The organism is Syntrophobacterales bacterium, from assembly GCA_019429105.1.
Lineage (GTDB): Bacteria > Desulfobacterota > Syntrophia > Syntrophales > UBA5619 > DYTH01.
In genome coordinates this window covers 1-25,797 of the sequence record JAHYJE010000027.1, presented here as the reverse complement: position 1 = coordinate 25,797, position 25,797 = coordinate 1, and the positions used below count along the sequence as shown (strand labels likewise).

General features: G+C 55.0%; 23 protein-coding genes and 1 riboswitch. Of the genes, 17 read left to right on the top strand and 6 right to left on the bottom strand.

The window, feature by feature from the left end; genetic code table 11:
• The first annotated feature begins 81 nt into the window (after positions 1-81).
• The 4 genes from nuoE to thiE all read left to right on the top strand — a co-directional run bounded on the left by nuoE (position 82) and on the right by thiE (position 4,019).
• Positions 82-543, top strand: a complete 462-nt coding sequence (gene nuoE, locus K0B01_10125) for an NADH-quinone oxidoreductase subunit NuoE (GenBank protein ID MBW6486492.1) — start codon at positions 82-84, stop codon at positions 541-543.
• Between the two features lie 5 nt (positions 544-548).
• Positions 549-2,402 (top strand): NADH-quinone oxidoreductase subunit NuoF, encoded by a 1,854-nt coding sequence (locus tag K0B01_10120; protein ID MBW6486491.1) that lies wholly within the window; start codon positions 549-551, stop codon positions 2,400-2,402.
• Positions 2,403-2,413: 11 nt separating this feature from the next.
• Entirely contained in the window at positions 2,414-3,133 is a 720-nt protein-coding gene (locus tag K0B01_10115; GenBank protein ID MBW6486490.1) for a (2Fe-2S)-binding protein, read from the top strand.
• A gap of 61 nt (positions 3,134-3,194) precedes the next feature.
• A riboswitch (TPP riboswitch) is annotated at positions 3,195-3,296 on the top strand.
• Between the two features lie 57 nt (positions 3,297-3,353).
• A complete protein-coding gene (gene thiE / locus K0B01_10110) occupies positions 3,354-4,019 on the top strand; it encodes a thiamine phosphate synthase (protein ID MBW6486489.1) in 666 nt (221 codons plus the stop codon).
• 142 nt (positions 4,020-4,161) lie between these two features.
• Here the strand turns inward: thiE and K0B01_10105 are convergent, their stop codons facing one another.
• Positions 4,162-5,373, bottom strand: coding sequence for an NADP-dependent isocitrate dehydrogenase (locus tag K0B01_10105; GenBank protein ID MBW6486488.1), 1,212 nt, complete (start codon positions 5,371-5,373; stop codon positions 4,162-4,164).
• 345 nt (positions 5,374-5,718) lie between these two features.
• Between K0B01_10105 and K0B01_10100 the strand changes: the two genes are divergently transcribed.
• Both K0B01_10100 and K0B01_10095 read left to right on the top strand, forming a co-directional pair.
• Positions 5,719-6,498, top strand: a complete 780-nt coding sequence (locus tag K0B01_10100; protein MBW6486487.1) for an SDR family oxidoreductase — start codon at positions 5,719-5,721, stop codon at positions 6,496-6,498.
• A 38-nt stretch (positions 6,499-6,536) separates the two neighbouring features.
• Positions 6,537-8,162: an NAD(P)H-hydrate dehydratase gene (locus tag K0B01_10095; GenBank protein ID MBW6486486.1), complete on the top strand. Its 1,626-nt coding sequence runs from the start codon at positions 6,537-6,539 to the stop codon at positions 8,160-8,162.
• 170 nt (positions 8,163-8,332) lie between these two features.
• On the opposite strand, the gene K0B01_10090 is transcribed toward K0B01_10095, so the two are convergent.
• From K0B01_10090 to K0B01_10070, 5 genes are all read right to left on the bottom strand, one after another.
• The gene (locus K0B01_10090; GenBank protein MBW6486485.1) at positions 8,333-9,496 is read right to left on the bottom strand and encodes an RtcB family protein; all 1,164 of its coding nucleotides are present in this window, start codon (positions 9,494-9,496) and stop codon (positions 8,333-8,335) included.
• A gap of 173 nt (positions 9,497-9,669) precedes the next feature.
• Positions 9,670-10,437 carry an undecaprenyl-diphosphatase UppP gene (uppP, locus tag K0B01_10085; GenBank protein ID MBW6486484.1) on the bottom strand — a complete coding sequence of 256 codons (768 nt, stop codon included), beginning with the start codon at positions 10,435-10,437 and terminating at the stop codon, positions 9,670-9,672.
• An 82-nt stretch (positions 10,438-10,519) separates the two neighbouring features.
• Positions 10,520-11,737, bottom strand: coding sequence for an aminopeptidase (locus tag K0B01_10080; protein MBW6486483.1), 1,218 nt, complete (start codon positions 11,735-11,737; stop codon positions 10,520-10,522).
• A 19-nt stretch (positions 11,738-11,756) separates the two neighbouring features.
• Entirely contained in the window at positions 11,757-12,467 is a 711-nt protein-coding gene (locus K0B01_10075; protein ID MBW6486482.1) for a DsbC family protein, read from the bottom strand.
• 54 nt (positions 12,468-12,521) lie between these two features.
• The gene (locus K0B01_10070; GenBank protein ID MBW6486481.1) at positions 12,522-13,490 is read right to left on the bottom strand and encodes a polyprenyl synthetase family protein; all 969 of its coding nucleotides are present in this window, start codon (positions 13,488-13,490) and stop codon (positions 12,522-12,524) included.
• Positions 13,491-13,711: 221 nt separating this feature from the next.
• Here K0B01_10070 and K0B01_10065 point away from each other — a divergent pair, with 221 nt between their 5' ends.
• The 11 genes from K0B01_10065 to K0B01_10015 all read left to right on the top strand — a co-directional run.
• Positions 13,712-14,476, top strand: coding sequence for a HesA/MoeB/ThiF family protein (locus K0B01_10065; protein ID MBW6486480.1), 765 nt, complete (start codon positions 13,712-13,714; stop codon positions 14,474-14,476).
• Positions 14,473-14,739 (top strand): MoaD/ThiS family protein, encoded by a 267-nt coding sequence (locus tag K0B01_10060; GenBank protein MBW6486479.1) that lies wholly within the window; start codon positions 14,473-14,475, stop codon positions 14,737-14,739. Before K0B01_10065 ends, K0B01_10060 begins: the two co-directional genes overlap by 4 nt.
• A 234-nt stretch (positions 14,740-14,973) precedes the next feature.
• Positions 14,974-15,660, top strand: a complete 687-nt coding sequence (locus K0B01_10055) for a GntR family transcriptional regulator (protein MBW6486478.1) — start codon at positions 14,974-14,976, stop codon at positions 15,658-15,660.
• 73 nt (positions 15,661-15,733) lie between these two features.
• A complete protein-coding gene (locus K0B01_10050; GenBank protein ID MBW6486477.1) occupies positions 15,734-16,900 on the top strand; it encodes an aminotransferase class V-fold PLP-dependent enzyme in 1,167 nt (388 codons plus the stop codon).
• A gap of 55 nt (positions 16,901-16,955) precedes the next feature.
• On the top strand, positions 16,956-17,972 hold the full coding sequence (locus tag K0B01_10045) for a tripartite tricarboxylate transporter substrate binding protein (protein ID MBW6486476.1): 1,017 nt from the start codon (positions 16,956-16,958) through the stop codon (positions 17,970-17,972).
• A 93-nt stretch (positions 17,973-18,065) separates the two neighbouring features.
• A complete protein-coding gene (locus K0B01_10040; GenBank protein ID MBW6486475.1) occupies positions 18,066-18,581 on the top strand; it encodes a tripartite tricarboxylate transporter TctB family protein in 516 nt (171 codons plus the stop codon).
• A gap of 46 nt (positions 18,582-18,627) precedes the next feature.
• Positions 18,628-20,127, top strand: coding sequence for a tripartite tricarboxylate transporter permease (locus K0B01_10035; protein MBW6486474.1), 1,500 nt, complete (start codon positions 18,628-18,630; stop codon positions 20,125-20,127).
• 91 nt (positions 20,128-20,218) lie between these two features.
• A complete protein-coding gene (gene modA / locus K0B01_10030; GenBank protein MBW6486473.1) occupies positions 20,219-21,007 on the top strand; it encodes a molybdate ABC transporter substrate-binding protein in 789 nt (262 codons plus the stop codon).
• 548 nt (positions 21,008-21,555) lie between these two features.
• Positions 21,556-23,328, top strand: a complete 1,773-nt coding sequence (locus K0B01_10025) for a formate--tetrahydrofolate ligase (protein MBW6486472.1) — start codon at positions 21,556-21,558, stop codon at positions 23,326-23,328.
• A gap of 63 nt (positions 23,329-23,391) precedes the next feature.
• On the top strand, positions 23,392-25,374 hold the full coding sequence (locus tag K0B01_10020) for a DUF4445 domain-containing protein (protein MBW6486471.1): 1,983 nt from the start codon (positions 23,392-23,394) through the stop codon (positions 25,372-25,374).
• Positions 25,375-25,378: 4 nt separating this feature from the next.
• The coding region (locus K0B01_10015) for an AAA family ATPase (protein ID MBW6486470.1) at positions 25,379-25,797 on the top strand (419 nt) is incomplete at its 3' end.

Below are 25,797 nucleotides of genomic sequence, written 5' to 3'. Positions count from 1 at the left end.
GGCAGCCGCGGAGAGGGGACTTCTTCCCGAAGCCCGCGGCAAGCGGAACGTGTCTTCGGAAATAATAGACGAGGTAGAAGGATAATGGAAGAAAAGGTAAAGGAGATCGTGCAAGGTTACGGCGGGGACCGAAGTTACCTGGTTCCCATCATGCAGGACGTCCAGAAGGAATTCGGTTATCTTGCCAAGGATGCCCTGCTGGCAATCAGCGCTAATCTTGGCGTTCCGGTAAGCCGAGTGTACGAAGTCGCGACGTTTTACAAGGCGTTCAGCCTGAAGCCGAAGGGCCGCCATCATATCAGCCTCTGCATGGGCACCGCCTGTCATGTGCGCGGCGCCGAGTTTATCGCCAGCAACATCACCACCCTGCTGGGGATAAAGGATGGCGAAACGACCGAGGACCAGGAGTTCTCTTTCGAGACGGTTGGTTGTCTCGGGGCTTGCGCCCTGGGGCCGATTGTTGTGGTGGATGGCGAGTATCACGGGGAAATGAACATCGCCAAATCGACAAAGCTCCTCAAGAAAATAGGGAAGAAGGTATAAATACAATGACGAGCAAAATTAAATCCTTCAGTGAATTGAAAGAGTTGCAGGAGAAAATCAAAGCCGCCCGTGATTCCCGACAGCAGCGCATCACGATCTGTGTGGGTACGGGATGCCTTGCTCATGGGGCCATGAGCGTGGCCGATGCCTTTCGCGAGGAGCTTGACCGCCGCGGGCTCTCCGTAAAAATCGACTTTCGGAAGACCGGCTGCCATGGCTTCTGCGAGCGGGGGCCGATGGTGATACTTGCCCCGGAGAATATTTTCTACCAGCACGTGGGCGTAAGCGACGTGGGCGAGATCATCGAAAAAACGCTCCTGAAGGGCGAGATAATTGATAATCTGCTGTATGCCAATCCCCAGACCGGCGAGAAGTACGTCAAAGAGGATGAGGTCCCGTTCTACAAGCGGCAGACCAGAACTGTCTTCGGCATGAACAGTAAGGTCGATCCGAAAAAAATGGAGGATTATCTTGCCGTTGACGGTTACAGCGCCCTTGCCAAGGCCCTTAAAATGAAGCCCGGGGAGATTATTCGGGAGGTCGTAACGGCCAACCTGCGGGGCAGGGGCGGCGGCGGATTCCCGGCAGGTCGCAAATGGGAAGAGACAAGCAAGGCGGCAGGAACTCCCAAGTATGTGATCTGCAACGCCGATGAAGGAGACCCCGGCGCCTATATGGATCGCAGTCTGCTCGAAGGCAACCCCCACCTTGTGCTGGAGGGGATGATAATCGGCGCCTATGCGATCGGTTCGAACGAGGGATATATCTATGTCCGCAACGAATATCCGCTCGCCGTTGAGAATATCAATATTGCGATCAAACAGGCGCGGGAGGCCGGCCTCCTCGGCGAGAACATTCTGGGCAGTGGTTTTTCCTTCGACCTGAAGGTGAATCGCGGCGGCGGCGCCTTTGTCTGCGGCGAGTCGTCGGCGCTCTTTGCCTCTTTGGAGGGCAGGGCGGGCGAGCCGCGCGCCAAATACGTTCATGCCACCGAAAAGGGGCTCTACGACAAGCCGACCAATCTCAACAACGTGGAAACATGGGCGAATGTCCCGTTTATCATCAACAACGGCGGCGACTGGTACGCCGGGATCGGCACCGACCGCAGCAAGGGGACGAAGATCTTCTCGCTGGTCGGCAAGATCAACAATACCGGCCTCGTCGAGGTGCCAATGGGAACGAAGCTGCGCGAGATAGTCTTCGATATTGGCGGCGGTATTCTCAACAACCGGAAATTCAAGGCGATTCAGACCGGCGGGCCATCCGGCGGCTGCATCCCCGAGGCTTATCTTGATATGCCGGTTGACTATGACGAACTCACCAAAGTCGGCTCGATGATGGGCTCCGGCGGCATGATCGTCATGGATGAAGGTACCTGCATGGTTGATCTGGCCCGCTATTTCACGAACTTTCTGGCCAATGAATCCTGCGGCAAGTGCGTTCCCTGTCGGGAAGGCGTACAGCGGATGAAAGAAATCCTGGTTGACATCACCGAAGGAAAGGGCCGGGAAGGCGATATCGAACTGCTGGAGTCGCTGGCTTCGAGCATCAAGGACGGCGCCCTCTGCGCCCTCGGTACCAGCGCCCCGAACCCGGTGCTCAGTACGATCCGTTATTTCCGTGACGAGTACGAAGCGCACATCAAGGAAAAACGCTGTCCTGCGGGTGTCTGCAAGGCGCTAATCACTTACAGCGTTGATTCGGGAAAGTGTACCGGCTGCACCCTGTGCGCGAAGGTATGCCCTGTGGGGGCCGCGACCGGCGAAAAGAAGCAGGCCCACAAAATCGATTCTGATAAATGTACGAGATGCGGCGCCTGCAAGGAAAGCTGCCAATTTGATGCGATCATCGTGAGGTAAAGGTAGAAAAAATGGTTAATCTGACGATAGACAACAAAAAGATTCAAGCGGAGGAAGGGCAGACCCTTTTGGATGTGGCCCGACAAAATGGCATAGTTGTCCCGACATTGTGCCACCATGAATCCCTGGAGCCTTCGGGGTCGTGCCGTCTTTGCAGCGTGGAAGTCGGGGAGGGGAGCAGAACGAAGGTTGTCACCTCCTGCCTCTACCCGGTTGCCGAGGGACTGGTTGTCCAAACCGGAAGCGAGCGGGTGATGAATGTCCGGCGCACGGTGATCCAGCTCCTTCTTGCCCGCGCCCCGGAATCGGAGCAGCTCTTCCAGATGGCGGAGAATATGGGGATCAGCCCCGAGCCCCGGTTCAAGGCAAGTGAGGACGGAAATAAATGCGTGCTCTGCCGCTTGTGCGTCCGGACATGCGAGAAGATCGTCGGGGTGAGCGCGATCGGGTTTTCCTCCCGCGGCCCGCAAAAGAATGTCTGCACGCCGTTTCACGAGCCTTCCAATGTCTGCATCGGCTGCGGCGCCTGCTCCTATGTCTGCCCGACGGGGCAAATAGAGATGCACACCTCCCCTGCCGGGGATGTCCGGACGATCTGGGGACGGGACTTCAAGATGGCGGCCTGCAAGGTCTGCGGCCGTTACTTTGCCCCCGAGGATCAGCTTCAGTACATAAGCGGGCGGACCGGCGTGCCTTTAGAAGAGCTGATGGTCTGCTCCAGCTGCCGGTAACGGCATCGTTTTTTGACAAAATTTCTTCAGCGTGGACAATGTGCCGCGCTGATTAAACATTTTTGCTCGTTAGGGGTGTCCATAAGGACTGAGATGTCGGGCTTCCGGCAACCCTTGACCTGATCAGGGTAATGCCTGCGGAGGGAAATGAGCCGGACGTTCTATTGAAAAAAGGCCGTTCCCCTTCTGGGAGCGGCCTTTTTCATTTAAGGGGACAGGCATGAAAACAAAAAAAATCGATTATTCATTGTATCTGGTGACCGATCGCCGCTGGCTTGGGAGAAAAAGTCTCGAGGACGCCGTCGAAGAGGCGATTCAGGGCGGGGCAACCGTTGTCCAGCTTCGGGAAAAGGATGTCTCGGCGCGGGAATATCTGGAAATTGCGAAGAGTATAAAAGCTGTTACGGACAGATGCGGGATTCCGTTTATCATCAATGACCGGATAGACATCGCCTTTGCCTGTGAGGCCGACGGGGTGCATCTCGGTTCTGACGATCTGTCCATTCCGCTTGCCCGCGCGCTTCTCGGGGAGGGAAAAATTGTGGGCGCCTCCGCCTGTACGCTTGCAGAGGCGCTGGCGCTGGAGGCCGAGGGGGCCGATTATCTGGGGGTCGGCGCGGTTTTTCCAACCGGTACGAAAACCGACGCCGACCAGGTAGCGCTTACAGAATTGGCAAAAATCAAGGCAAACGTCAGGATTCCGGTTGTGGCGATCGGCGGGATTGGCTTGGGCAACATCGAGGCGGCGCTGGAAACCGGGATTGACGGCGTTGCCGTTGTTTCAACAATAATGGCGCAGCGCGATATCGCCGGCGCGGCGAAAACCCTGGCGAATATACTCAAAGCCTCACTCTTGCGAGAGATTCCCGTTAAAGAGCGGCGATGATTTTGCAATAGAAACCAGCCGCTTGCCTGCCTCGCGGACATGCTCTTCGATTACCTCTGATAACAGATCGGGATGCTGCTGCCATGAAGAATATCCGCCCAATGAGCGATGCCTATGGTGCGTCAGGCTACTTATTGGGAGATCATATCCGCTTTCTCAACTCGCCAGCTATTGTATCGAGGAACTGATCTGTTGTTTGCCACTTCTGGCCGCTGCCGACTCTAAGCGCCAGATCCTTGGTCATATGGCCGGCTTCGACTGCCTGGACGCAGACTTCCTCCAGAGTGCGTGCAAATTTTACCACTTCCGGCGAGCTGTCGAGTTCGCCGCGGCGGGTAAGGCCGCGCGTCCAGGCGAAGATTGAGGCTATGGGATTGGAGGAGGTCTCCTTGCCTGCCTGATAATCGCGGAAGTGGCGGGTAATGGTGCCGTGCGCCGCCTCCGCCTCGAAGGCGCTACCGTCCGGGCTCATCAGGATGGATGTCATAAGCCCCAGGGAACCGTAACCCTGGGCGACAAGATCGGACATTACGTCGCCATCGTAGTTTTTGCAGGCCCAGAGGTAGCCGCCGCTCCATTTCATGGTGGAGGCAACCATGTCGTCGATCAGGCGGTGTTCGTATGTAAGGCCGACATCTCTGAAGCTCTTTGAGAACTCCTCATCAAAGATCTTCCTGAAAATATTTTTAAAGCGGCCGTCGTAGATTTTGAGGACCGTATTTTTGGTGGACAGATAAACCGGATAGCGGCGGGCCAACCCGTAGTTTAAACAGGCGCGGGCGAAGCCGGCGATTGACTCATCGGTGTTGTAGGTTGCCATTGCGACGCCGTCGCCGGTTGATTTGAAGCACTCTTTGGCGATGCTGGGACTGCCGTCTTCCGGAACAAAAATGAGGCGCAGGGAGCCCTTGCCCTTGAAATGGAATTCGCCTGCCTTATACTGGTCGCCAAAGGCGTGGCGGGCGATGATTATCGGCTTTTCCCAGTGGGGAACCAGGCGGGGGACGTTTTTGCAGATGATCGGTTCCCGGAAGATGGTCCCGTCGAGGATGTTCCGGATTGTGCCGTTTGGGGAGCGCAGCAGGGCAGGTGAACCAAACTCCTTCATCCGCGCCTCGTCGTGGGTGATCGTGGCGCATTTGACGGCAACCCCGTATTGAAGAGTTGCGTCGGCGGCGGCGATTGTCACCTGATCGCCGGTTGCGTCGCGGTTCATGATGCTGAGATCGTAGTATTTCAGGTCTATGTCGAGCCAGGGACAAATAAGTTTTTCCTTGATCTTTGCCCAGATGACCCTGGTCATTTCATCCCCGTCCATCTCCACTATCGGGTTAACCACCTTTATTTTTGCCATTCCGTTCACCTCTATTTATGATCTTTAGTCGCCTGCGGCTGTCTGTTGCTGCTGGCTGGGCACATTGAAACCATTTTATCCGAGCTGCTCTTTTTCCGCCGTTCCTATAACCGATTGCCGTAAGGTTTTCCACTCTTTTCCCCGCCGAATCAATCTCGCAGAACAAAAAACTTTTTCTTGCGATGCCGTAGGAGTTTACGTAGAGTAGCCCTCGCTGAAGGAGGAGACTCCCATATTTGTACACCGCGTTGATGCTTGTTGCGGCAGAATGAGAAAGGCGCCGACTTTTTCAGCATGGTAATGCGCTTGGCATCGGTGTTGAGGAGAAAATATCGGGGAGGCATTATGGAGCTCGGGATTGAAGGCAGAAAGGCCATAATCGGCGGGGCGAGCGCGGGGCTGGGCAAGGCGTGTGCGCTGGCGCTTGCCAGGGAGGGGGTCGATGTGACGATTGTCGCCCGCACCAGGGAGAGGATCGAGGCGGCGGGAGCGGAAATAGCCGCCGCAACGGGCGTAAATGTTCAGGCCGTCGCCGTTGACATCAACACCGACGAGGGCCAAAAGGAGGTTCTTGCTGCCTGTCCGTCGCCGGACATAATCGTCAATAACTCCGGGGGGCCGCCTCCCGGCGATTTCCGTGACTGGGACAGGGAGGCATGGCTCGCGGCCTTGAACAACAACATGCTGGGGGCGATCTTTATGATCAAAAATACGCTTGACGGGATGATCGCCCGCCGGTTCGGACGGATTGTGAATATAACCTCAAGCGCGGTAAAAGCGCCGATCCCCATCCTGGGACTTTCCAACGGGGCGCGTTCCGGTCTCACCGGTTTCGTTGCGGGAATTGCCCGCGAGGCAGCTATCCACAACGTCACGCTCAACAACCTGCTCCCCGGCGATTTTGAAACGGAGCGTCAGCGATCCTACACGCAGGCGCTGGCGGAAACCGAGCATCGTTTATATGAAGAGATGCGAAAAATACGGGTTTCCGCAAATCCGACGGGGCGGTTCGGCAGGCCCGAGGAATTCGGCGCTTACTGCGTCTTTTTATGCAGCGTTCACGGGGGATTTATCACCGGGCAGAACCTGCTGATTGACGGCGGCAAGTATCCCGGCACTTTTTAAAAGCTGCTTCGCAGTCAGTTGTTAGGGGGGGGTAAATTATGAAAATCAGCAATGTTGCCCAGATGCAGGCGATGGACAGGGATGCTGTCGAAAAGTTTGGAATTTCCGAGCAGGTTTTGATGGAGAACGCCGGCCTTGCCTCCTGCGGGGCGCTTTTTCGTGAAGGGGGGGTAAAGGGGAAACGGTATGCCATTTTCTGCGGCGCCGGCAATAATGGCGGCGACGGACTGGTTGTAGCCCGCCATATCCTCTCGGGCGGGGGGACGCCCCATATCTTTTTTGCCGGCGACCCGGAACGTCTGCAAGGGGCGGCGAAAAAGAATTACGAGATTGTCGCAAAGCTGCCGATCGTGACGGAACGGGTAACGGCTGCGGCAGAGATTGAGGCGGCTGTTCTCGGGATGGACGGTATTGTCGATGCGCTTTTCGGGACCGGTCTTGCCCGCGCGGTGGAAGGAGTTTACCGGGAAATTGTAGAGCTGATCAACCGTAGCGGCAAGCCGGTTCTCAGCCTTGACATACCCTCCGGCATCAGCGGCGATACGGGGGCTGTTCTGGGGACGGCCGTGCGCGCCCACCAGACGGTAACCTTTGGTCTGCCAAAGATCGGAAACATGCTTTATCCCGGTTTCGAGCATTGCGGAAGGCTCAGTGTGGCGCATATCTCGTTTCCCCCCTCCCTGTACGAGGATGAAGCGATCCTGGTGGAAACAAACAGCGATCTGCCCCTCCCTGAAAGGGCAGCCACCGCCCACAAGGGCTCGCTCGGGGATGTGCTGTTTGTCGCCGGCGCCGCGGGCTATTACGGGGCGCCGTATTTCAGCGCAATGTCATTTCTGAAGGCCGGGGGAGGATACGCCCGTCTGGCCACTCCCCGCTCGATCGCGCCCTTCATCGCCATGAACGGCAGCGAGATCGTTTTTGTTCCGCAGGCGGAAACAGACACGGGCAGCATCGCTTTTGAAAACCTGGATTTCCTGCTCGCACTGGCAAAAAAGGTTGATATGGTTGTCATCGGTCCCGGCCTTTCTATTGCCGAAGAAACCGCGGGGCTTGTCCGGGGGCTTGTCTCGGCAGTGGAAAAACCGCTTCTGCTCGACGGCGACGGGATAACTGCCGTTTGCGGCCGTGCGGAGCTTATCAGCGGGCGTTCGGGGCCGACCGTTTTGACCCCTCATCCGGGGGAGATGGCGCGACTGACCGGAAAATCGGTTGCGGAAATAGAGAAGAACCGCATCGTTATTCTGCAGGATACCTGCACGAATCTGCACGTATATATTGTCCTGAAGGGCGCCCACTCCCTGATCGGCACGCCGGAGGGGCGCGTTTTTGTCAACATGAACGGCAATCCGGGGATGGCGACTGCCGGAGTCGGCGATGTGCTGACCGGGAGCATCGCCGCGATGTTCGGTCAAGGTCTCCCGCTTGCGGAAGCGGTGCGCAAGGGGGTGTTTCTCCACGGCCTTTCCGGCGATTTGGCCGCCGCCGACAAGGGGCAGGAGGGTTTGACCGCCCGGGATGTTTTGAACTATCTGCCCTATGCGCTCAAACAGGAAAGCGCCCCGGAAAGCAATCCTTCCGGCGCAGGAGGTAAAACGAAGGCTAAATTTCATAATCAGGAGAGGCAATTGCAAAACTCTCACATTCTGTCATTCCCGCAATGATTTTAAGCGGGAAAACGAAGTTTAATGTTCATAATCTGGTTCTAACTGCTTGAAAAACCGTATTCCCGATAGAAGCATTCGGGAATGACAAATAGTTTTGCAATTGGCTCAGGAGATTGCCACGACGCTACGCTCGTCGCAATGACGAGCAGCGACTTTTTACGAGGGCGTCAGCCTTTGATTACAGCCAAGGGTTCCAGCCTGACTACGATATCCACGAGATCCTGCTGTTCGGCCATCACCACAGCAATATCTTTATAGGCACCCGCCGCTTCTTCGAGATCCTGCCTGCCGCGGATGGCATGGATAATCCCCTGATCGTCGAGAATCTTTTTTTCCCTCTCAAGATTGAGGGTTTTGATGGCCGCCCGTCTTCCCATTTTACGGCCGGCGCCGTGAGAGCAGCTCATGAAACTCTCGGGGTTTCCCTTTCCTCTTACAATATAGCTGGCCGTTCCCTGGGAACCGGGGATGATGCCCATCTCTCCAAGACGCGCCGAGGTTGCGCCTTTGCGGTGAACGATGACGTTTTTGCCGAAATGATCTTCGAAGGCCGCATAATTATGGTGAATATTGATGGGTTCCACAAATTCCACATCCGTTATTTCCGCACTGATGGCTGCCCGTACCCGGTCGGCCATCAGTTTGCGATTGGCCAGAGCAAATTCCAGACAGTAACGCATCTCTCGCAAGTATGTCTTTGCCTCCTCCGTTTCAATGGGCAGAAAGGCCAGCTCCCATTTCTTCGGGACAGCGGAATGCCATTGTTCGTTTAACGCAATCGCCGTCTGGTTATAGCGGCTGGCTACCTTGAGGCCGATATTCCGGCTTCCCGAATGGATCATGAACCAGATATGGGCGTCCGATCCTTTCTGGATTTCGATGAAGTGGTTGCCGCCGCCCAGGGTTCCGAGCTGCTTGCACGCGGAGCGGTATTGGCGGTTTACCTCCGGATACAGGTCCGGATCTTCCATCTGCGGCATCAGACTTTCATCTTGGGCTTTTTCCTGGTGTTCGAAGCCGACGGGAACAGTTTCCCTGATTTTGCCAAGGATTTTCTTGAGCGCCGGCAAAGAAATTTTTGTCAGGTTCGTTGCGGTTGCCAGCATTCCACAGCCGATATCGACGCCGACGGCATTGGGGATCACAAAACCATTCGTGGCAATGACCCCGCCGATTGGCATCCCGTAGCCTTCGTGGGTGTCGGGCATGAGACAAACCTGTCTGAAGATGAACGGCAGGTTTGCCAGATTCTTCGCCTGGGCAAGGGCGTTGACGTCCGGGTTGTTGCACCAGCTCTTGATTATAACTCCTTCCGTGTCTATGTATTTCATCTTTTTGAGTCTTTCTTGTACGGCAGGAGGTGGCAAATAATCAGGGTCGTCTAAAAAAGGTTCTTACAGGTTACTGATTCGCGGAAAAGACGAGCATCTCTAAAGCGAATTTTTTTGCATCTGCGAGATCATGTTGATTAGGCTATCTGCCTTAAGCGTTCAAAAATGATCGGTTAAAAGAGCGCAAACCAGACGAGGACAAGGGCGATGCGGTAAATGCCGAAGAGGATGAACGTGTGGTTCTGTACGAAACGGATCAGGAATTTGATGCTCGCCAAAGCGACGATGAAGGAGGTCAGAAACCCGACTGCCAGGTAATTGAGCTGCAAGACGGAGAAGATGGCGCCGTTTTTATAAAGGTCGTAAACCGTCGCGGCGAGCATCGTCGGAACGGCCAGCAGGAAGGAAAATTCGACAATCATTGTCCTTTTCATGCCGAGGATCAGCCCCCCGACGATCGTCGCCGCGGAACGGGATACCCCGGGAATGACGGCAAGCGACTGAAAAACGCCGATCAGAAACGACTGCAGATAGGTAATTTCGGAGAGTGATTTTGTCGCGTCGTCTTTTTCACGATGGAGCATCTCGAAGACGATAAGGACGATTCCCCCGATAAGGAGCGACCACAGGACGACGGCCGCGGAGCCGAGGAGGATGGTTTTGATGATTTTGTAGAGAACAAAACCGATAACGCCAGTCGGCAGAAAGGCGATGGCCACCTTTTTGATCGTTTCCCAATCAACCAGCAGCTCTCGCCAATACAGGACGACGACGGAGAGGATCGCCCCCAGTTGGATGGCGATGTCAAAACTCTTGACGAACTCACTTTCCGCAAGTCCCAGCAGTTTGCCGGCGAGAATCAGGTGGCCGGTGGACGAAATGGGCAGAAATTCCGAAAATCCCTCGACGATGCCCAGAATGAGCGCTGTTGCTATCTCCACTTTATCTCCAGTTCATCTAAAACGAAGCTGCCCTTCCCCTTCCTGATGGAGGCGGAAACGGGTGAGGGCAGGATGCCGAGGCTCAGTGCTTAAAACAGCCGTTTTCGTAGATCAGCAGCTTCTCGCCTGTCTTCAGATGGGCCGTGACCGTTTTGGGTTCCGTGTTTACCATGTCCCAGTGCAGGGCCGAGTCGTTGAAGCCCAGCTTTTTCTTCAAGGCCGGAGTCATCGAGGTTTGGTCTCCGGAGAATGTGTCTGTATAGGATGCGCCGACGGCGATATGGCAGTTTCCATGGGCGCCGCCGAAATTCTCGTCGAAAAGGGTGTCGGCCATGAACATGTCGATGTGGGAGAATCGCCGATCGGTCAGCGAAAACTCGCCGAGCCGTTTGGCGCCTTTGTCCATGGCGAGCTGGCGAATGGTGAAATCCTCGCCCCTCTGAGCGCTGATTGCCACTGCCTCCCCCTTTGCAAAGGTCAGTTTTACCCCCTCCACATAGTTGCCGCTGCGATAAGAAGGCAGATTTGCGTAGTATGTACCCTTTGTCCCCCGCCAGTCCGGGGAGATAAAAAGCTCGAAACTCGGGATATTGTGTCCGGAGACTCCCAGCCACTGCCGCTGTTCCCCGGGAGATATCCACAGGTCGCAGCCGGCTGATTCTATGTGAAACCAGGCTGTACGCAAACTCCCCAGCCATTTTTTGATGGATGCCGCGTTACGCCTGATTTCCTTCCATTTTTCTACCGGATTGTTTTGATCCAGGTAACAGGCCCTGATTATCTGGTCGGTATATGCTGCTGTAGTCGTCCGGGCCTGCCGGGCGAGTTCCTCGGTCGGGAAGGTGCAGAGGGTCCAGCCGTAATCGCCCTGCTGTTCGCGCGCCTCGATAATGTCGCGGAGCTGCTTGCGGGCGACCAGCGCCTTGCCGATTTTCGCTGAATCAACGTCTTTCAGGTGGGTCAGCGATTCGGGAGCGTGCAGGTAGATGCGGCCATGGAGATTTTTGTAGAGCTCCTTTTCCCCCGGCGGCAGAAAAACGAGCTGACCGGCCCCCGATTTTTCAAAAAAGGAAAGCTCCATGGCCGAAGACAGGCTGCTCCGCTGCACGGGATGCATCCCCCGGGAGATTATCCTTTCATAGAGCAGCTCCGCCAGGCGCAGGGCTGCCCGGTCGTACTGAATCAGGATGATGTTTCCCTTGCGATAGCGGCCTTTCCGGGCCGTTTCCAGTCCCCAGACCAGGACGTCGGCGTATCTTTCCAGGTATTCCTCGCTCATGATCTCCCGAGTTTCTCTCATCACTGCAACACTCCCTTTCTCATTTCGTGTTCAGGATTTTTTCAATGAGCGCCATATCCGCCCCCAGGACAACCTGTCCGTCTATAAGAAAGAGCGGCGTTCCGGTCACGCCCACCTGCCTGCCGATTTCCTGGTGCGCCTTCAGGCGTTCCTCCGCCGCAGCCGGCGCTTTGCAGGGCAATAACTTCATGTCGTCCAGTTTGCCGGTCATTGCCTCCTCATAGGCCTTTGCTGGATCAGCGGCGCAGAAGACCTGCAGCGTTTTTGCCTTCGCGTCCTTGTGCGAAGCTGCCGGCAGCAGAAAAACGTAGCGGGTCAAATCCTTTCTGCCGGCAAGGTAAGCTGACGCTTTTCGGCAGTAGGGGCAGTCAATATCGGTGATCTCGACGATCTGATGTTTTCCGTTCCCGATTCGGATGGCCTTGTCGAGGGGAGCGGCTTTCAATTTTATGCCGATGAGCTCGGCGGATCTCTTTTCGGTGAGGTTCTCCCCGCTGCTTGTTACAATCGGCCCATAGACCAGGTATTCCTGTCCCGGGGCGTAATAGACGATTCGGCTCCCTACCGTAACTTCATACAGGCCGGCGACCGGGGTAGGCTTGATGCTATCCGCACGGATTGCGGGGAAGCTCTTGCGGAAAGATTCTTCCGGTGTTGCCGCGACGGCTGTTACTGTGGGCAGCAACGCCAGCAGTAACGAGCTGTACAATATTGCAAATGTCTTTTTCATGCGAAAATCTCCTTTAATAATTGAACCGAACAGATTTAAAGGTCGGCCCCGGTTTTAGACGCGCCGTCCGACAACGTAGTCTGCGACGGTAAAGAGCGCTGTTTTGGCGTCCGAATCAGCAAATTTGGCAAGAAACCCCTTTGCCTCTGCAACGTATTTTTTGGCTTTTTGCAGCGAGTAGGGGATGCCGTCATAGCGGTTTATCAGCTTCATGATCGCCGCCGCCGAATCTTCATCCCTGTTTTTAACCCCGTTCTGCACGAGGGTTTTTTCCTCCTGAGTGCATTTTTTGAGGGTGCGGATAAGGGGCATGGTCAGTTTCCCGTCTCGGATATCCTGGCCGATCGCCTTGCCGAATTCTTCTTCTTTGCCGACATAATCGAGGGCATCGTCGGTGATTTGAAAGGCGGTCCCCAAACCCATGCCGAAGCGGGTGAGGGCAGCAACCTGTTCCTCCTTCGCGTCGGCGATAATTCCGCCAATGGCGCACGCGGCGGAGATGAGGATAGCCGTTTTTTTCTCGACAATCGCCAGGTACTCCTCTTCGGTGGTATTGACGTCCCCCGCCTTCATCAATTGAAAAACCTCTCCTTCCGACATCATGTTTGTCGTCTGCGAGATAAGCTTGAGGATGGCACGGTTTCCGTCTTCGGTCATCAACTTGAAAGATTTTGAGTACAGGAAATCGCCAATCAGCACACTGGCCTCGTTGCCCCAGATGCGGTTTGCGGAGATCCTCCCGCGCCTTGTTTCCGCATGGTCAACGACGTCGTCATGAAAGAGCGTGGCGGTGTGGATGAACTCGATCATTGCGGAAAGCGGGTAACGGCGCTCGCCCCGGTAGCCGCAGAGCTCCGCCGCCGCCAGGAGCAACAGGGGGCGGAAACGCTTTCCTCCGCCGCCAATCAGGTGATGGACGATTTCCGGGATCAGCTTTACCTCCGATTCGAGGCAGGTTTCCATATATTCCCCTGCCCGTTTCAGATCGTTGCCGAAATAATTAAAGACATCCTGCATCTGCATTTCTTTCTCCTTTATGTTGCCGCGACGCATCCTCAAGCGTGCCGCTCCCGGAAATGTCGAGAAAGGGCTTTATAGATGATGCCGGCAGAAATGTCAAACAAGCCGGAACCAGAAATCTAATGCCGGATATTTTTTTTGCCTGTCGGCGCCCGTTGCCGGCGGCAAATTATTGGCGTTGTAAAGAGGAGTTGTATAGGATATAAAAAAACAGGAGGCAAGATATGGAAAAAGAAGAAATAACACTGGATGACAAGGAGCTGACGAGATATTCGCGCCAGATTATGTATCCCGACTTCGGGGAAGCCGGGCAGCGCTGTTTGAAAAGGTCCCATGTGCTGATCGCCGGCTTGGGCGGTCTCGGTTCTCCCAATGCTACGAATCTGATTTATGCGGGCATCGGGAAGCTGACGCTTATTGACTGCGACGTTGTCGATCTTTCCAACCTCAATCGCCAGACGCTGCACTGGGAAAAGGATGTCGGCGCGCTGAAAGTAGTTTCCGGTTCGGGAAAGCTGGCGGCAATGAATTCAAAAACAGAAATAAGGCCTTTGAATGTGAGGATAACGGCGGACAATGCCGGGGAATTGCTCGCAGGGGTTGATCTGGTCGTGGATTGCATGGATAATATGGAGACGCGATTTGTTCTGAATGAAAGTTGCGTGAAAAAAGGCGTGCCCTTCATCCACGGTGGCGTCACGGGTCTGGACGGGCAGCTTACCACAATCATTCCCGGGAAAACCCCTTGTCTCGAGTGTATTTATCCGCGGGGCATCGGTGGAGGAAAAAGGGTTCCTTTCCCGATTTTTGGCGCTACTGCGGCACTTGTTGCCTCATTGCAGACCATGGAAGCCATAAAGCTGCTGACCGGCTTCGGAGAGCTGCTCGCCGGGAAAATGCTCTTTGTCAGCGGGGAGGGCATGGAATTTACCACTATTGAAATTGAACGAAAGAAAGACTGTCCAATTTGCGGGGGAGGCAAGAGATGAGCATCAAAACAATGATCCACCCTTTTCTTAATGACGGCAAGGAACTTCAACTCGAGGTTGACGGAAATACTGTGGGGGAATGCCTGCGGTCGATATTGCAGCAGTATCCGGCCATGGAAAAGAAGATGTTCGACAAAAAAGGCAGGATAAAAGGCTATATCGAGGTTCTTGTAAATGACCATGGGATTGGCGCGGATGAACTGGCATATGCAGTCAAGGATGGCGACTCCATGAATATTATAGTTTTTCTGTCCGGGGGCTGAAGTTGAAACATCGCTTTTCACTGCATAATTTCTTCATTACTCAATGATATTGTATCCAATATAGTCTGGTAACTATCAAGCAGCATATCACTGCGATTTTCCATAATTAAATATTTTTTGATATATCACTTTAATATAAAACGCTATTTATTTTAAAAAAATAATTGACAGGGATCTTTAAATGTATTATTGGTGCCCGGAATTTTTGTTTTGTCTATAATTTTGGATACATTTATGGAAAAGGTCCTGCTGAATAAACCACCTGCACAACAACGGTTATCCGTCCGGGAAAATACCTATCAAAAACTGAAGGAGGCAATTTTTTCCAATAGATTCGTCGCGGGCGAGCGGTTGGCGGAAGAGCAGCTTGCCGCGGAGCTGGGGGTGAGCCGAACGCCGGTGCGGGAAGCTCTCCATCGGCTCGAACAGGATGGATTCATCGAACCTCTGGGAAAAAGGGGATTTTGCATCCCGGATAATTCTCCTGAAGAGATTAGAGACATCTTCGCCTTGCGGGCGGCCTTGGAGGGGCATGCCCTCCGGCTGATCTGCAGGCGGATTACCGATGAGCAGATCGGGCTGCTTCAGGAAATTGTAAACAAGGCGGAAATCGCCATGCTGCAAAAAAAGGTTGATGATCTTTCCAGAGCCAATGTGGCGTTCCACGATGCCCTGATGGGAATGATCGCGTACAAGTGCCGCTTTTATAATTTTATTGTCAATATGAGACAATATGTTCTGAGATATCGGAAAAACACCCTGACGAACTTTGGGGTGGGGGAAAGGTGCGTGGATGGCCATCGCATGATCCTGCTGGCATTGAAGCTTCGGGATGAGGACTTGTGTGAAAAGGTGATGAAGAGGCACATCCAGATTTCCGGGGAAGAGGCGCTTCGGCTCAGCCTCGGGAAACTGCAATAACGCAAGTTTTGGTTTCATCGATATAACGATTAAAACTACCAACTAATAACCGGCAGAAGGAGGAACAAACAGCATGGCGTATTCCAGTGGTCGTCATTTTTTACAGATTCCGGGACCAACCAATGTTCCCGAGCAGGTGCTCAGGGCCATGGCCAAACCGACCATCGATCACCGCGGGCCGGAGTTCAAGGCTCTGGGGATGGAGGTTTTGGCCGGGCTGAAACCTGTTTTCAAGACAACCGAACCGGTAATTATTTTTGCGTCGTCAGGAACCGGCGCCTGGGAGGCGGGGCTCGTCAACACCCTTTCCCCCGGAGACAAGGTGCTGATGTTCGAAACCGGCCACTTTGCAACCCTGTGGAAAAACATGGCCCTCCGCCTGGGGCTGGAGGTTGAGTTTGTTCCCGGCGATTGGCGGCATGGGGTGGATCCAGCCGTGGTCGAGGCCAAACTTTCCGAGGATCGCGATCATCGGATAAAGTCCGTTAATGTAGTCCACAACGAGACCTCCACGGGAGTGCTCAGCCGGATCGGGGAGATCCGCAAGGCCATCGATCGTGCCGGTCACCCCGCCCTGTTCATGGTTGATACGATCTCTTCGCTGGGGTCTGCCGATTACCGCCATGACGAATGGGGCGTAGATGTGACAGTCGGCTGTTCCCAGAAGGGGCTGATGCTTCCTCCCGGCCTCGGCTTCAACGCAATCAGCGCCAAAGCCCTTGCCGCGGCAAAGAATGCGCGACTGCCCAAGTCTTACTGGTCTTGGGAGGCGATGCTGGGCGTCAACAAGGATGGCTTCTTCCCCAGTTCTCCTTCGACCAACCTGCTCTATGGCCTTCGGGAATCACTTCATCTGCTCAATGAGGAGGGGTTGGAAAACGTCTTTGCGCGTCATATCCGCCATGGCGAAGCGACAAGGCGGGCGCTTAAAACCTGGGGAATTGAGAATCTCTGCCTCAATCCGGAAGAGTACAGCCCGGTTTTGACGACGGTTCTGATGCCGGAGGAGAAAGGGGCCGACGCCTTTCGGGGGGCGGTGCTTGCGAAGTTCAACATGTCTTTGGGCAGCGGTTTGGGCAAGCTCAAGGATCGGGTCTTTCGCATCGGCCACTTGGGGGATCTGAATGACCTGATGCTGCTGGGAACACTCGGCGGCGTGGAGATGGGATTCACCCTGGCGGGTGTTGCTCATAAGAAGGGCGGTGTCGTAGCGGCAATGGAGTATATGGCTGCCTGTTGAATCGGAGCCAAGGTGGTTCGTAAACTGATTTCGCTTAATTAATAAGGAGGAAAAGATGAAACGACAGATCCGAACATTATGGTATGGAGCGCTGCTGCTCGTCGTGGCGGCGCTGACCGGTGTTGCGATGGCAACTCCTGCGGCTGCTTGGGAACCCGCCAAGCCGGTGGAGTTCATTGTTCCCGCTGGTGCGGGCGGTGCGTCAGACCAGATGGCGCGCACAATCCAGAGCATCATCCTGAAACACAAATTGATGAAACAGCCCGTTATGATCTTTAACAAGAACGGCGCGAGCGGCGCCGAGGGCGCCATGGAGGTCAAAGAGGCCAAGGCAGATCCCCACAAGCTCCTGGTAGCGTTCTCCCTCATCTATACCCTGCCGATCGCTCAGAATCTGCCGCTCGGCTGGGAAAACTTCAATCCGGTGGCAATGATCGCCAAGGATGATTTTATCCTGTGGGTCAATTCCGATTCGCCGTACAAGACAGTGAAGGACTATGTGACTGCCTTAAAAGCGGCGCCGGAGGGGTCCTTCAAGATGGGCGGCACCGGCTCGAAGCGGGAAGATCAGATCATCACGGTTGCATTCCAAAAAATCGTTGGGAAAAAAATAACCTATATCCCCTATAAGAGCGGCGGCGAGGCTCAAATCCAACTGGCCGGCAACCACATCACTTCCAATGTCAACAACCCCAGCGAGAACGTTGCCCAGTGGCGGGCCGGCAAGGCGCGCCCCCTATGCGTCTTCTCCAATCATCCCATGGACTATAACAAAAAGGTTGCGGACATCGCCTGGTCCGACATCCCGACCTGCAAATCGCAGGGAGTCGATGTGCAATACCAGATGCTGCGCGCCTTCTTCCTGCCGCTCGGAACCACCAAGGAACAGGTTGCGTTCTACGCCGACATGTTGAAGAAAGTGGTTGCCACCCAGGAGTGGAAAGACTACACCGAGAACATGGCGCTCACAAGGCACTATGCCACCGGAGACGAGTTTGTCGACTTCCTGAAAAAGGATATGGCAAAACACGTACAGCTGATGACCGAAGCCGGGTTTGTAGCCAAGAAATAGCTGAGAATCACGCCGGTTCCGGCGGGTCGGGGTACCGGAGCCCGATCCGCCGGTCCGGCGCTCTGTTTCTCCGTTCGTCATGGGAGGGTGTTCATGGAACAGAAACAAACGCAGGAACGACCCCGTTCGGTCCGGTTGACGTATCAGGCAGCGGAGATGGTCGTGGCCGTTGCCATCTTCCTCATCGGCGTTGCGATGATGATGGACGGTTATAGAGTCGGAATGGGTTGGGCTCCTGAAGGGCCTGAGGCGGGATACTTTCCGTTCCGGACCGGGGCCATCATCGGTATTTCAAGCTTGGTTGTTTTTCTCAGGGCGCTTCTCGGCAAACACCGCAATCATGAGCTCTTCGTTTCCCGGGACCGCTTCAGGCAGGTGCTTTACGTGCTGATACCCGCTGTTCTCTATGTATTGGTCACCCAATTCATCGGCATCTATGTCGCCTCCGCCCTGTTCATCGGCGGTTTCATGCGGGTGATGGCCCGGTTCAACTGGCTTAAAGTCATCTTGGTCAGCGTCTGCATAAGTGCAGCGCTTTTCTATGCGTTTGAAATTCAATTCATGGTTCCGCTGCCCAAAGGGCCGCTGGAATCCCTGTTCGGCTACTGAACTATTTAAACTGAAGCGAAGCACGACCGCTTAGGAGGACTGTCAAATGGAGAACGTGTTAAATCTATTCCATGGTTTTTCGGTTATACTGAGCTGGTATAACCTCGGCATGATGGCGGTCGGCCTTATACTGGGAGTCATCGTCGGCGTGCTGCCGGGCCTGGGAGGGCCGAACGGCGTGGCTATCCTGCTGCCGCTCACGTTTACCATGTCTCCCACCTCGGCGATTGTCATGCTGTCGTGTATCTATTGGGGCTCCCTGTTTGCAGGGGCCATTACCTCGATCCTGTTCAACATTCCCGGTGAATCGCATTCGGTGGCCACCACGTTCGACGGCTACCCCCTGGCCCAGCAGGGCAGGGCCGGTGAAGCTCTCACTGCCTCCTTTACCGGATCGTTCTTCGGCGCCCTTTTTTCCGTTTTGATGATCACCTTTCTTGCGCCGCTGGTGGCAAATTTTGCTCTGCACTTCGGTCCGCCTGAATTCTTTGCCGTCTATTTTCTGACCTTTGCCAGTTTCATCGGCACCGGCAAGGACACCGCCAAGACGGTCATTGCCCTGATGCTGGGCTTTGGCCTGGCGCAAATCGGCATGGATAACGTCAGCGGCACGCTCCGTCTTACTTTTGGCTGGTCCGAGCTGCTCAGGGGCGTCGATTTCCTGGTGGTGGTGATCGGCCTGTTCGGCGTCGCGGAAATCCTTGTCAGCATGGAAGAGGGTCTCAAATTCGAAGGGGTACACGCCAAGATCAACGCGACGGTCGTGTGGCAGACGTGGAAGAAGCTGCCAAAGTACTGGCTGACGCTGCTCTCAGGCGCGGTCATTGGCGCCTGGATGGGTTTCAAGCCGGGCGGTGCAACGGCCGCATCCTTCATGAGCTACGGCCTTGCCAAGCGCTTCTCGAAGAATGGCGATAAGTTCGGCACCGGGGAACTGGAAGGCGTGCTTGCCCCCGAGACCGCCGCCCACGGGTCCGGATGCGCGGCGTTGCTGCCGATGATGGCGCTGGGCATACCCGGTTCGGCCACTGCAGCGGTGCTGTTGGGCGGCCTGATGATCTGGGGGCTGCAGCCGGGGCCGCTGCTCTTCGTCGAGCAAAAAGACTTTGTCTGGGGCCTGGTCGCCAGCATGTATCTGTCGAACGTCGTCGGTCTGGTCATCGTTCTGTTCACCGTGCCGCTGTTCGCGGCGATCCTTCGCATCCCCTTCTCGATCATCGCCCCGGTCATTGTCGTGGTGTGTGCGGTTGGCGCCTACACCGTGAACAATGCCATGTTCAACATCTGGGTCATGTTGCTATTCGGCGTTATAGGTTATGTCTTTAAAAAGCTGGATTATCCATTGGCGCCTCTGATATTGGCCCTGGTGCTTGGAGACGCGACCGAAGTCTCGTTCCGCCAAGCCATATTGGGATCCCAGGGTGCGTTGAGTGTTTTCTTTTCAAACTGGCTTGTCGGCGCGATGATGGCCGCCGGGCTCCTCCTGGCGTTCTCGCCGGCGATGGCGCTTGCGTGGGGTAAATTTCGTCAGGCCTTAGCCAGGTAGTTCGGACGCAGGGGATGCACGTGAGGGTCCAGTGATGGTTCGAGCCGTATCCGGAGGGATGCGGCTTATTGCCCAGCGGGGAGGGCCAAGGATGGGGGAGAAAACAATGGTTATCGAAGTCTGGCATGCCGATTCGCTGGCCGGGCCGGTGGGCGAGTTGAAAAGGGCGTTTGAGGCTGCCAACTCCGCAGTGACCGTAAATACTGTCTCGGGGCGCTCCCGGGAGCTGGCCGGGCGGATCGAGAACGGGGAACGCTGCGACGTTTTTGCGTCTTCCGCTCCGGCTATTATAGAGGAGATGTTTAAAAAGAGAATCGGCAACCGGCCCGCCGCCTCCTGGTACGCTGTCTTTTCTAGTAACGAGCTGGTGGTGATTACAAAAAAGGGCAATCCCTGCGGGTTGAGGAAAATGACAGATTTGGCCCGGGAGGGAATTACGCTGGCGCGGGTGACCGGTGAAAATGATCTGGCCGCCGGCCGGACCGTTGAATTTATCCAAAGGGCGTCCGAATTCGAAGGCAATCCTGACCTGGCGCAAAAGATCATCGCGGGCGCCGCCCCGGAAAGGACGATTCCCGATGTCTTGCGGGCGGTGCAGCGCGCCGGGGTCGAAGCCGGCATTGTGTATCGCTCGGCGGCGGTTACGATTGCCGGCGACGTGGAAATTTTGTCTTTTCCGGCTGCGGTAAACCTCAGTGAAAAGATCCGGAATGCCGTCACAATCCCGGGGACGGTCGGCAATGAGGCGGCCGCGATCCGCTTTGTCCGGTTCATGCTTTCCGCCGAGGGGGGCCGGATCCTGCTTTCGACCGGCCAGCCGCCGCTCATCCCGCCCCTCAAGGAGGGCGATATTCCGCGCGAAATTGAGCTTTCGCTCTAATTTTGGGCCGCGGGTCAAGGAATTTCCCATCCGCTATGTGCTTTTCTGCAAGCAGAACTTTCCAATAACCTTTTAAAATAATAAAGGGCAATTGCCGTAATCCACACCTCATAAAATCCCCGATGGGGATAAATGCAGTGGGTGAAGGGTGATGCCGACAATGCAGGAGTCGTTCAAAACAGGGAGGCAAAAATATTCCTTGACAGGAATTTACCTAATTGATATGAGCCACCGGGGATAGGGTTATATATAGATACTTAACAATATCGGACACTTTTACACAATGCAAGGAGACGGTCTTAGAAGTTTGATTATTTTTTCATTTTCCGGAGAGGTTCTTAAGATAGTCAGGCAGAAGGACATCTCTGAAATACTCCTGTTTTTCAAATCATTACGTTTTTACATTCTTTACTTGTCCAACTCCCTTATTAATGAAGGTAATGCGGCGGCGTGTTTTTATCGAGTGAATATCGGTAAAGCGGTACGACACTAACGGGTATATGGAGCTATGAAGTCGGTGTATTTTTAATAAAGAGAGGAGATAATTTATGTCCAGGTTAGACGCTTTAGATCCAAGAGAGTATGCAGATTGGCAGATTGCCGAGGAGGCGGAAAAGGATATGCCGACCCCCGACGATTGGCGGGAAAAGATGGGACTGCAGAAGGATGAAGTTATTCCGATGGGGAAGTTGTGCAAGCTCGATTACATGAAAATACTCAAGCGCCTTAAGGACAAAAAGGACGGGAAGTATATCGAGGTTACGGCAATTACCCCGACTCCCCTGGGAGAAGGCAAGACCACTACGGTTCTGGGTTTGATGGAAGGACTGGGCAAAAGGGGTCAGAATGTTGGCGGCTGTCTGCGTCAGCCCTCCGGCGGCCCGACAATGAACGTCAAGGGCACGGCGGCGGGAGGCGGAAAGGCGCTCCTCATCCCGATGACGGAGTTTTCCCTGGGTCTTACCGGCGACATCAACGATATCGCCAATTCCCATAACCTGGCGATGGTAGCGCTCAACGCCCGGATGCAGCACGAAAGAAATTATGACGATGCGGAACTTGCCAAAAGAAATCTGAAGCGTCTCGACATAGATCCCAACAACATTCAGATGGGCTGGGTTATCGATTTTTGCGCCCAGGGTCTGCGGAATATCATCATGGGGCTGGGCGGCAAGATGGACGGTTACCTGATGCAATCCCGTTTCGGCATTACCGTAAGTTCGGAGCTGATGGCCATCCTCGCCATTGCCCGCGATCTCAAGGATCTCCGGGAGAGGATCGGCAATATTATCGTTGCCTATGACAAAAAGGGCAATCCCGTTACCGCCGAGCAGTTGGAAGTCGCCGGCGCGATGACCGCGTGGATGCGCAACACCCTCAACCCCACCTTGATGAGTACGGTAGAATTCCAGCCCTGCATGGTTCACGCCGGCCCGTTTGCCAACATCGCCGTCGGTCAGTCTTCGGTGATTGGCGATCGCATCGGCCTGAAGATGTTCGATTACCATGTGACCGAAAGCGGCTTTGCCGCCGATATCGGATTCGAGAAGTTCTGGAATGTGAAATGCCGGGCCAGCGGACTGGTTCCCAATGTGTCGGTATTGACCGCCACGGTCCGCGCCCTGAAGATGCATGGCGGCGGGCCCACCGTTGTCGCCGGGCGGCCGCTTCCCGAGGAGTACACGAAGGAAAATCTCGGTCTTCTGGAAAAAGGTCTCGAAAACATGACGCACCTGATCGGGGTTATCAAGAAATCGGGAATCAACCCGGTGGTCTGCATAAATTCATTCCATACGGATACCAAGGAGGAGGTTGCGCTGGTGCGCAAGTTCGCGGAGAAGGCCGGCGCCCGCTGCGCCCTTTCCGAACACTGGCTCAAAGGCGGGGACGGCGCGCTGGAATTGGCCGACGCGGTGATCGATGCCTGCAAGGACAAGGTCGATTTCAAATACCTCTATCCGCTGGAGATGCCGCTCCGCCAGAGGGTTGATTTGATCGCCCGCGAGGTTTACGGGGCCGACGGGGTTTCCTGGGCGCCGGAGGCCGAGGCGAAGGCGAAGAAGTTCGAGGCCGATCCTGCGCTTAAGGATTACAGCACGATGATGGTAAAAACCCATCTAAGTCTTACCCATGACCCGACGAAGAAAGGCGTGCCCAAGGGTTGGACGCTGCCGATCCGCGACGTCCTGATCTTCGCCGGCGCCAAGTTCCTCTGCCCGATGGCCGGCACGATCAGTCTGATGCCGGGCACCAGCTCCGACCCGGCCTATAGGCGGGTTGATGTCGATGTAGAAACAGGCAAGGTCAAGGGGTTGTTCTGATTGAGATAGCGGGGCGCAAGCGATTGCGCCCCGCTTATTGTTTAGCATGGGAAAGCGTAAGTGATGGAGAAGCACAGCGTTACATTCAGCCCCAGCGGTGTCAGACTGAAGGTTGACGATGGAGAAAACCTGCTCCAGGCGGCGATGGAAGCCGGCATCCATATCAACGCCTCCTGCGGCGGCAACGGGACTTGCGGAAAATGCCGGGTCAAAATCATCAACGGCAAGGTTGACTCCCCGTTGAGTTCCATGCTCCCCCAGGAAGATTACAATGCCGGTTATCGCCTTGCCTGCCTCACCACAATCCGCGAAGACGTCGAGATCGAAATCCCGCTCGACTCCCAGGTTGATAAATCGGTTCTGCTGAAGGAAGGACAGAAATTTGATCATCCCTATCTCCTGTCGCCCAAGGATCTGTTTCAGCTTGTTCAGGGCTGGGAGGTTGAACCGACCGTTTTCAAACGCTATGTGACAATGGAGCCCCCGACCAAGAACGATAATGCCAGCGACCTGACGCGCCTGATCAATGCCATAAAACAACAGCATAATATTAGAGGCGTCTCTACAGATTTTCGACTAATTATGAAGCTCAGCCAGTTGCTGCGCGATGCCAACTGGAAGGTTACCGTAACCCTTGTGCAGACCCGCAAGGGATATAAATTGATCAACGCCGAGCAGGGGGACCGCACCCAGCATAATTATTCAATAGTTGTCGATATTGGCACAACGACGATCTTCGGTCAGCTTCTCGATCTCAATCAGGATGTCAAGACGGCGTGCGCCGAAGGCGCCTGCGACGGGGCGAAGCTTTTTGCGCTGGCGGAGGGGTCCGACTACAACCCGCAGATAAGCTATGGTGAGGATGTGATAACCCGCATCGTCTATTCCCAGAAGCCGGGCGGGCTCCAGAAGCTGCAGGAGGTGGTGGTTGAATCGATAAACAATATCATCGACGAGTTGTTGACAACAAGCGGCGTGGATGTATCGCTGGTCTCCCACCTCGTTATTGCCGGCAACACCACCATGACGCAGCTTTTTCTCGGGCTGGACCCCAAGTACCTTCGCCTTGCGCCCTACGTGCCGACGGCGAATCTTATCCCGCCCATGCGGGCCGTGCATCTGGGCATAAAGCTTGGGGATCACGTGCATGTTTATATTTTTCCCTGTGTCGCAAGCTACGTCGGCGGCGACATCGTAGCCGGGGTGCTTGGCTCCGGCATTTTCCAGCGGGAAGACCTGACCCTTTATATGGATATCGGCACAAACGGCGAGATCGTGGTCGGCAACAAGGACTGGCTTGCCAGTGATTCCTGTTCAGCCGGGCCCGCCTTTGAGGGCGGGGGCATAAAGTTCGGCATGCGGGCCACGCGCGGCGCCATTGAAGAGGTGAGCATCAACCCCGTCACCTACGAACCGATGATTCTTACGATTGGCCGGGTCAAGCCGATCGGAATCTGCGGATCAGGGTTAATAGACGCTGTTGCCCAGCTGATTAAGGCGGGTGTGATCGATCAGGCGGGGAAATTCTATCGGGACCTTAAAACGGAGCGGGTGAGAAAAGGGCCGGATGGGTACGAATATGTGCTGGCCTTTCAGAAGGACACCCGTCTGAACGATGATATCGTGGTTACGGAGATAGATGTTGAGAACCTGATCCGGACGAAGGGATCGATCTACGCCGGCTGCAAGGTGCTGCTGCAAAGCGTGGGGCTTGGTTTCAAGGATCTTGACCGGGTCATTATCGCCGGCGGATTCGGTCGTCATCTGAATCTGGAGAAGGCTATTTTCATCGGCCTGCTGCCGGAAATGGAAATGGACAAGTTTACCTTTGTCGGGAACGGTTCCCTGCTGGGCGCCCGGCTGCTTTCCTTTTCCCAGGAGCTGCTCAAGGAGACCGAGCGGATAGCCCTGATGATGACCAATATAGAGTTGAGCAATTATCCCAGCTATATGGATGAATTTGTAGCCGCCTTGTTTCTGCCGCACACGGATGTCAATGCCTTCCCGAATGTCATGAAACGTCTGCCGGCAAGAAGGGGGAAGTAAGTAAATGAGTTTTACAATTGCGGTTTCCGGCAAGGGGGGGACGGGCAAGACTACCTTTGCCGGGATGATTCTGAGATATATTCTCGAAAACAAAAAAGGAGCTGTTTTGGCGGTAGATGCGGATGCCAACACCAACCTTAACGAGGTACTGGGCGTTGATGTCCGGACGACGATCGGCGACATGCGCGAAATGATGAGAACAGATGTCCCCGTTGGCATGACGAAGGACGTCTGGTTCGAATATCAGATTCAGAAATCCCTGACTGAAGCCAAGGGTTTTGACCTGCTCGCGATGGGACGTCCGGAGGGCTCCGGCTGCTATTGCGCTGCGAACAGCGTGGCCAGGATGTGCGTTGATGTGCTGACGAAAAACTACGCCTATATCGTTATCGACAACGAAGCCGGCATGGAGCATTTCAGCCG

Excerpts from the sequence above, each read along its gene's own strand:
- K0B01_10040 (MBW6486475.1), top strand. The coding sequence starts at position 18,066 with ATGGAACAGAAACAAACGCAGGAACGACCCCGTTCGGTCCGGTTGACG.
- modA (MBW6486473.1), top strand. The coding sequence starts at position 20,219 with ATGGGGGAGAAAACAATGGTTATCGAAGTCTGGCATGCCGATTCGCTG.
- K0B01_10035 (MBW6486474.1), top strand. The coding sequence starts at position 18,628 with ATGGAGAACGTGTTAAATCTATTCCATGGTTTTTCGGTTATACTGAGC.
- K0B01_10070 (MBW6486481.1), bottom strand. The coding sequence starts at position 13,490 with ATGCAGATGCAGGATGTCTTTAATTATTTCGGCAACGATCTGAAACGG.
- K0B01_10115 (MBW6486490.1), top strand. The coding sequence starts at position 2,414 with ATGGTTAATCTGACGATAGACAACAAAAAGATTCAAGCGGAGGAAGGG.
- K0B01_10050 (MBW6486477.1), top strand. The coding sequence starts at position 15,734 with ATGGCGTATTCCAGTGGTCGTCATTTTTTACAGATTCCGGGACCAACC.
- K0B01_10060 (MBW6486479.1), top strand. The coding sequence starts at position 14,473 with ATGAGCATCAAAACAATGATCCACCCTTTTCTTAATGACGGCAAGGAA.
- K0B01_10105 (MBW6486488.1), bottom strand. The coding sequence starts at position 5,373 with ATGGCAAAAATAAAGGTGGTTAACCCGATAGTGGAGATGGACGGGGAT.
- K0B01_10075 (MBW6486482.1), bottom strand. The coding sequence starts at position 12,467 with ATGAAAAAGACATTTGCAATATTGTACAGCTCGTTACTGCTGGCGTTG.
- K0B01_10045 (MBW6486476.1), top strand. The coding sequence starts at position 16,956 with ATGAAACGACAGATCCGAACATTATGGTATGGAGCGCTGCTGCTCGTC.
- K0B01_10025 (MBW6486472.1), top strand. The coding sequence starts at position 21,556 with ATGTCCAGGTTAGACGCTTTAGATCCAAGAGAGTATGCAGATTGGCAG.
- thiE (MBW6486489.1), top strand. The coding sequence starts at position 3,354 with ATGAAAACAAAAAAAATCGATTATTCATTGTATCTGGTGACCGATCGC.
- K0B01_10065 (MBW6486480.1), top strand. The coding sequence starts at position 13,712 with ATGGAAAAAGAAGAAATAACACTGGATGACAAGGAGCTGACGAGATAT.
- K0B01_10080 (MBW6486483.1), bottom strand. The coding sequence starts at position 11,737 with ATGAGAGAAACTCGGGAGATCATGAGCGAGGAATACCTGGAAAGATAC.
- K0B01_10100 (MBW6486487.1), top strand. The coding sequence starts at position 5,719 with ATGGAGCTCGGGATTGAAGGCAGAAAGGCCATAATCGGCGGGGCGAGC.
- K0B01_10095 (MBW6486486.1), top strand. The coding sequence starts at position 6,537 with ATGAAAATCAGCAATGTTGCCCAGATGCAGGCGATGGACAGGGATGCT.
- K0B01_10120 (MBW6486491.1), top strand. The coding sequence starts at position 549 with ATGACGAGCAAAATTAAATCCTTCAGTGAATTGAAAGAGTTGCAGGAG.
- K0B01_10020 (MBW6486471.1), top strand. The coding sequence starts at position 23,392 with ATGGAGAAGCACAGCGTTACATTCAGCCCCAGCGGTGTCAGACTGAAG.
- K0B01_10090 (MBW6486485.1), bottom strand. The coding sequence starts at position 9,496 with ATGAAATACATAGACACGGAAGGAGTTATAATCAAGAGCTGGTGCAAC.
- K0B01_10055 (MBW6486478.1), top strand. The coding sequence starts at position 14,974 with ATGGAAAAGGTCCTGCTGAATAAACCACCTGCACAACAACGGTTATCC.